This window comes from Arthrobacter sp. 10T413_2, from assembly GCF_056394205.1.
The window spans coordinates 1-4,912 of the sequence record NZ_JBFTHK010000256.1 but is presented as its reverse complement, the minus strand read 5'-3'; the positions used below and the strand labels follow the sequence as shown (position 1 = coordinate 4,912).

Below are 4,912 nucleotides of genomic sequence, written 5' to 3'. Positions count from 1 at the left end.
TCGCAGTACGGGCCGGGCTTGGACGGGCAGCTTCCGGGGCGCCAGCCGCAGAACTTCTTCGACTGGATCCGCAGCCAGGGTATTTACCGCGGACGCGACCGGTGGATCGGCGGAGTGGCCAGCGRCATAGCCCAACGGCTCGGCGTCGACCCACTGATTATTCGCGGCGTCCTGATCGTCCTGACCGTGTTCGCCGGAGTTGGCGTGCTCGCCTACGGCCTTGCGTGGGCACTGCTGCCAGAACCCGACGGCCGGATTCACGTCCAGGAGGCCGGCGCGGGCCGGTGGACTGCCGGGATGACCGGCGCCCTTATCACCGCAGTCATCGGCTTCCCCAGCCTGGGCGCCGGCGTCTGGGGCTGGAACCGCTACGGCTTTGGCGCCTTCGCCTGGACCGTCTTCTGGGTGGGCGGCGCGATCTACCTCGTGTACTACCTGACCCAGCGCAACAAGACCCGCAACGGAGCCGTTCCCACGCCCTCCCGGTACGAATCCAGCAGCCCGGCCGGCGCCGCAACGTTGGCGGGCACCGGTAGCGCAGGCGCCGGGCAGCGATCAGCCGGGGGCTTCCCGGCGGGTTCCGCACCGGCCTATGGCCAGCACGACGGCGACCCCGGCGTCTCCGCGGCAGGCACGGCCTGGGGTCCGCCGCCGTCGGGCCCCACCCTGCCCGGCTCCGCCGTGCCCGGCCCTGTCCCGCCCGATTCCGTGCCGCCCGGTTCCGTTCCGCCCGGCGGCTACGGCCCGGGGGCAGGAGTCCCGCCGATGCCTCCCGCCCCGCGACGCAACCCGGGCCCGGGCACTCCGACTGTCGCCATCACCGTCGGCGCCGCCCTCCTGGTGGGAGGCGGCGTCAAGGCCCTCGACGCCGCCCACGTGATCAATCTTGGCGAGTCCGGCAACGCTCTGGTCTGGGCCATCAGCGCGGCCATCCTGGGACTCGGGATCCTGGTTGCAGGGTTGCGGGGCCGGACCTCGGGCATCCTGAGCTTCTTCGCCGTCGTGGCCCTGCTGATCGGGGGAATCTTCAGCGTGGTCCCACACGGCGACCGGTTCCGGTTCCAGAATGCCGACTGGACGCCGTCGAGCATTCAACAGGCCCGCGGCGGCTTCGAAATCACCGGCGGCACCGGGACCCTGGACCTGACCAGGCTGGCACTCAATCCCCCGCTGGGCTCCGACGTCGTTGTTCCAATCGACGCGACGGCAAGCAAMGTGACCGTCGTCATCCCGGACACAGTCCCGGTGCAGATCCAGGCTGACATGACCATGGGAAACCTGCACGAAGGCAACCAGGACCACGGCGGCATGATGAACCAACAAAGCGACTACAACACCTCCAAGCCGGGCGCCCGGCTGATCGTCCAGATCTCCGGCACCGTCAGCAACGTGACCATCAAGGAAGGCAACTGACATGAGCAGCTATGACGACTCCGMGGACGGCGCCGGACAGGCGCCGGAAGAGGCGAACTCCCMGGCCCGGGTGGGCACAGTGGTCTGGGGGCTCACAGTGGTGGCCTTTGCCKCGCTGCTCATCATCTCCCGGCTGGGYATCGTGGCCCTGAACGGCACCTATGTCCTGATCGGCCTGATGATTGGCGCCGGTGCCGCGCTGATAATCGGCGGCCTTCTCTCGGCCCGCAGGCGTGACAATAAACCAACAACAGGGAAGTCTTGAGCCATGGATAAATTCTTCAGCACCATCCGGGKCTTCGGCCTGAAACGTGGTCCGCAGCGCTGGCTTGGYGGCGTCTGCGGCGGAGTTGCCGCCAAACTCAATGTGGACGTCGCCTTTGTCCGGATCGCCTATCTGCTGGTAAGCCTGCTCCCCGGCCCGGCCTTCGTGGTCTACCTCGCGGCGTGGCTGCTCCTTCCGGACCAGCGCAACGCCATCATCCTGGAAACTTTCCTCGCGAAGCGTTCCTCCCGGCGCTAGCGGCGTCGGCATCAGCGCGAACGGGTGCCCCTGCCTTCACGGCAGKGGCACCCGTTTGTAACCGTTTGTGTCCTGCCCCACACGCGCTACTAGAATCTAGGTGAGCTCAGCGTGGCGCTCTGCCTGTACCCCTTCAAACCAGGATTTGAGCCAAGACATGAAAATTGGAATCCTCACCAGCGGCGGAGACTGCCCCGGACTGAACGCCGTCATCCGTGGCGCCGTCCTCAAGGGCATCGCCGTCCACGGCCAGCAGTTCGTGGGATTCCGGGATGGCTGGCGCGGCGTTGTCGAGGGGGACATCGTCGAGATTCCCCGMACCATGGTCCGCGGCATCGCCAAGCAGGGCGGCACCATCCTCGGCACGTCCCGGACCAACCCGTTCGAGAACGGCGGCGGTCCCGAGGTMATCAAGGCCAACATGGACCGGCTMGGGATCGACGCGATCATTGCCATCGGCGGCGAGGGCACCCTGGCCGCGGCGAAGCGGCTCACCGACGCCGGTCTCAAGATCGTGGGCGTGCCCAAGACGGTCGACAACGACCTCGATGCAACGGACTACACCTTCGGCTTCGACACTGCCGTGGAGATCGCCACCGAGGCGATCGACCGGCTTCGCACCACCGGGGAATCCCACCACCGCTGCATGATTGCGGAGGTCATGGGCCGGCATGTGGGCTGGATCGCCCTGCACGCCGGCATGGMCTCGGGCGCCCACGCCATCCTGATCCCGGAGCAGAAAGCCTCCATGGAACAGATCGCCGAATGGGTTGTCTCCGCCCGCGACCGCGGCCGCGCACCGCTGGTGGTCGTCGCCGAGGGATTCGTGCCTGAAGGCCAGGAGTCCCCGCATTCGGAGCGCGGCCTGGACACCTTTGGCCGCCCGCGCCTCGGCGGCATCGCCGAGATGCTGGCCCCGGAACTCGAAGCCCGCACCGGAATCGAAACCCGCGCCACGGTACTGGGCCACATCCAGCGCGGTGGAGTCCCGACCGCGTTCGACCGCGTCCTGGCCACCCGCCTGGGCATGGCGGCCATCGACTCCGTGGTGGAAAAGCGCTGGGGCAMGATGGTTTCGCTGCACGGCACCGACATTGTGCACGTCGGCTTCGACGCCGCGCTCGGMAACCTCAAGTCCGTCCCGCAGAGCCGCTACGACGAGGCCGCCGTCCTCTTCGGATAAACCACTTCGGATAAGTGGCCCGGAGTCGCGCACGGCACGATGCGGCCGGGGCGCCCGCCCGCGGTGGGTAGGGTTGATTCATGACTCTTGAGCCCGGTTCCGCCGAAATCGTCCAGCTGGCATGGGCGCGCCGTTTGGGGTTCGACGACGGCGCCTTCGCGTCCGCCGCGGGTGAGCGCCTCACCCGGGCCGACGAGTCGGCCCGGTCCGTGCAGTTCGTCCGCCTGTTCGGCAACTCGGCTTTGGTGGGCCCGCAATGGGCTCTGGACGCCGCGGCCGGTCTCGCCGACGAGGAGCTGGCCCAGCACGTGACGCTCCTGACCATCACCCGGGGCCACGGCGGCCACGGGCTCGGCGCGGCGGCACTCTTCTTCGCCGACGACCTCCCCCTGCAGCAGCCGTCCGAGGAACTGACGGTCTCGCACGGGAACCCCGAGGCGATCGAGCTGGAGACGTTCTGCCCGCCAGACGACGTCAATGAGGTGGGCCTGGCGGACCTCGAACACCGCTCCACAGTGATGCATGTCGAAGACGGGCGCCGGACACCCGTGGCCTGCGGCGCGTACGCCGAGTGGGAGGGGCTCCTGGCGCACATGGGCGTTCTGGTGGCGCCGGAGTGGCGGCGCCGCGGGCTGGGCAAACTCGCGGCTTCGATCGCCGCCCACGAGGCCCTCGCCGCCGGGCTGACGTTGCAGTGGCGCTCCGAGGTCAGCAACAAGGGCTCGCTGGCGCTGGCCCGGAGCCTGGGTTTCTCCGCGGGCGGCATCCAGACCAGCGTGCTGCTGGGCTGATCCGGATGCCGGCCGGGTCAGCGGCGCTCTGCGGCGGCCTGGCCCGTGGCCCCGGCAGCCGGTTCCRCGGCTGACTCCGCAGCTGTGCGTGCTGCGTCCGACGTGGCCGCAGTGCCTTCGGCCACGGGAGCCGCCTCGCCCCAGCCCTGGACCGGCTTGGGTTTGGCGAAGAAGAGGACCACTGCTGCGCCGAGCAGGATGACGGCCGCCGGGAGCAGGATGGACTGGCCCATCGCCGTCGAGAACCCCTCATGGAGCGGCTCGGGCAAGGCGCCCCCGAAGCCCATCGGGCTGGCGTCCGGGCTTGCCCCGGGACCGGCGGGAAGCTCGGCGGCCAGCCGGGCCTGGATGAGGACGGCKATGGCGGCGCTGCCAAGCACGGCGCCGATCTGGCGGGTGGTGTTGTAGACGCCCGAGCCGGCCCCGGCCTGCCGCGGTGGCAGGTTGCGCGTGGCGGTGGAGCTCAACGGGGCCCAGATGCCTGCATTGGCGAAGCCCAGCACGGCGCTCGGGAGCAGGAACAGCCAGATGGGCGTGTCCGGGTGCATGAGGAGGGCGTTCCAGAACAGCGCCACGGACATCAGGACCAGGCCGCTCGCGGTGATGAATTTCGGGTTGACCTTGTCGATGATCCGGCCCACGACCGGTGCGAGGCCGCCGGAGATCAACGCCATCGGCACCATCATGAGCGCCGACTCGGTGGGGGTCAGGCCGCGGACAATCTGGTAGTAGAAAATCAGGGGCAGGGTGAACGCCGTGACGGTGAAGCCCACCGTGGTGATCGCAATATTGGCGAGCGAGAAGTTGCGGTCCTTGAAGAGGGACAGGGGCAGCAGCGGTTCACCCGTGTTGAATTTCTGCCACAGGACGAAGACGACCAGCACGGCGATGCCGCTGATGATCAGGCCCCAGACGGTGATGGGTCCGGCTATGGTGCCCCAATCGTACTTCTCGCCCTCCTGGATGCCGAAGACGACGAGAAATAGTCCGAGKGCACTCAGC

General features: G+C 68.6%; 6 protein-coding genes. 5 read left to right on the top strand and 1 reads right to left on the bottom strand.

The features are described from left to right. The 5 genes from AC1DBQ_RS21905 to AC1DBQ_RS21885 all read left to right on the top strand — a co-directional run. Positions 1-1,413 (top strand): PspC domain-containing protein (locus tag AC1DBQ_RS21905; protein ID WP_476930518.1); only part of this gene is annotated, 1,413 nt, incomplete at its 5' end. 1 nt (position 1,414) lies between these two features. Continuing rightward, positions 1,415-1,678 carry a hypothetical protein gene (locus AC1DBQ_RS21900; protein ID WP_476930517.1) on the top strand — a complete coding sequence of 88 codons (264 nt, stop codon included), beginning with the start codon at positions 1,415-1,417 and terminating at the stop codon, positions 1,676-1,678. 3 nt (positions 1,679-1,681) lie between these two features. Next, the gene (locus tag AC1DBQ_RS21895; protein ID WP_476930516.1) at positions 1,682-1,936 is read left to right on the top strand and encodes a PspC domain-containing protein; all 255 of its coding nucleotides are present in this window, start codon (positions 1,682-1,684) and stop codon (positions 1,934-1,936) included. 157 nt (positions 1,937-2,093) lie between these two features. Then, a complete protein-coding gene (locus AC1DBQ_RS21890) occupies positions 2,094-3,119 on the top strand; it encodes a 6-phosphofructokinase (protein ID WP_476930515.1) in 1,026 nt (341 codons plus the stop codon). 80 nt (positions 3,120-3,199) lie between these two features. Beyond that, positions 3,200-3,910 (top strand): GNAT family N-acetyltransferase, encoded by a 711-nt coding sequence (locus AC1DBQ_RS21885; protein WP_476930514.1) that lies wholly within the window; start codon positions 3,200-3,202, stop codon positions 3,908-3,910. Positions 3,911-3,927: 17 nt separating this feature from the next. On the opposite strand, the gene AC1DBQ_RS21880 is transcribed toward AC1DBQ_RS21885, so the two are convergent. Next, positions 3,928-4,912, bottom strand: a 985-nt coding sequence (locus AC1DBQ_RS21880; RefSeq protein WP_476930513.1) for an MFS transporter, incomplete at its 5' end; no start/stop codon positions are given.

Excerpts from the sequence above, each read along its gene's own strand:
- AC1DBQ_RS21885 (WP_476930514.1), top strand. The coding sequence starts at position 3,200 with ATGACTCTTGAGCCCGGTTCCGCCGAAATCGTCCAGCTGGCATGGGCG.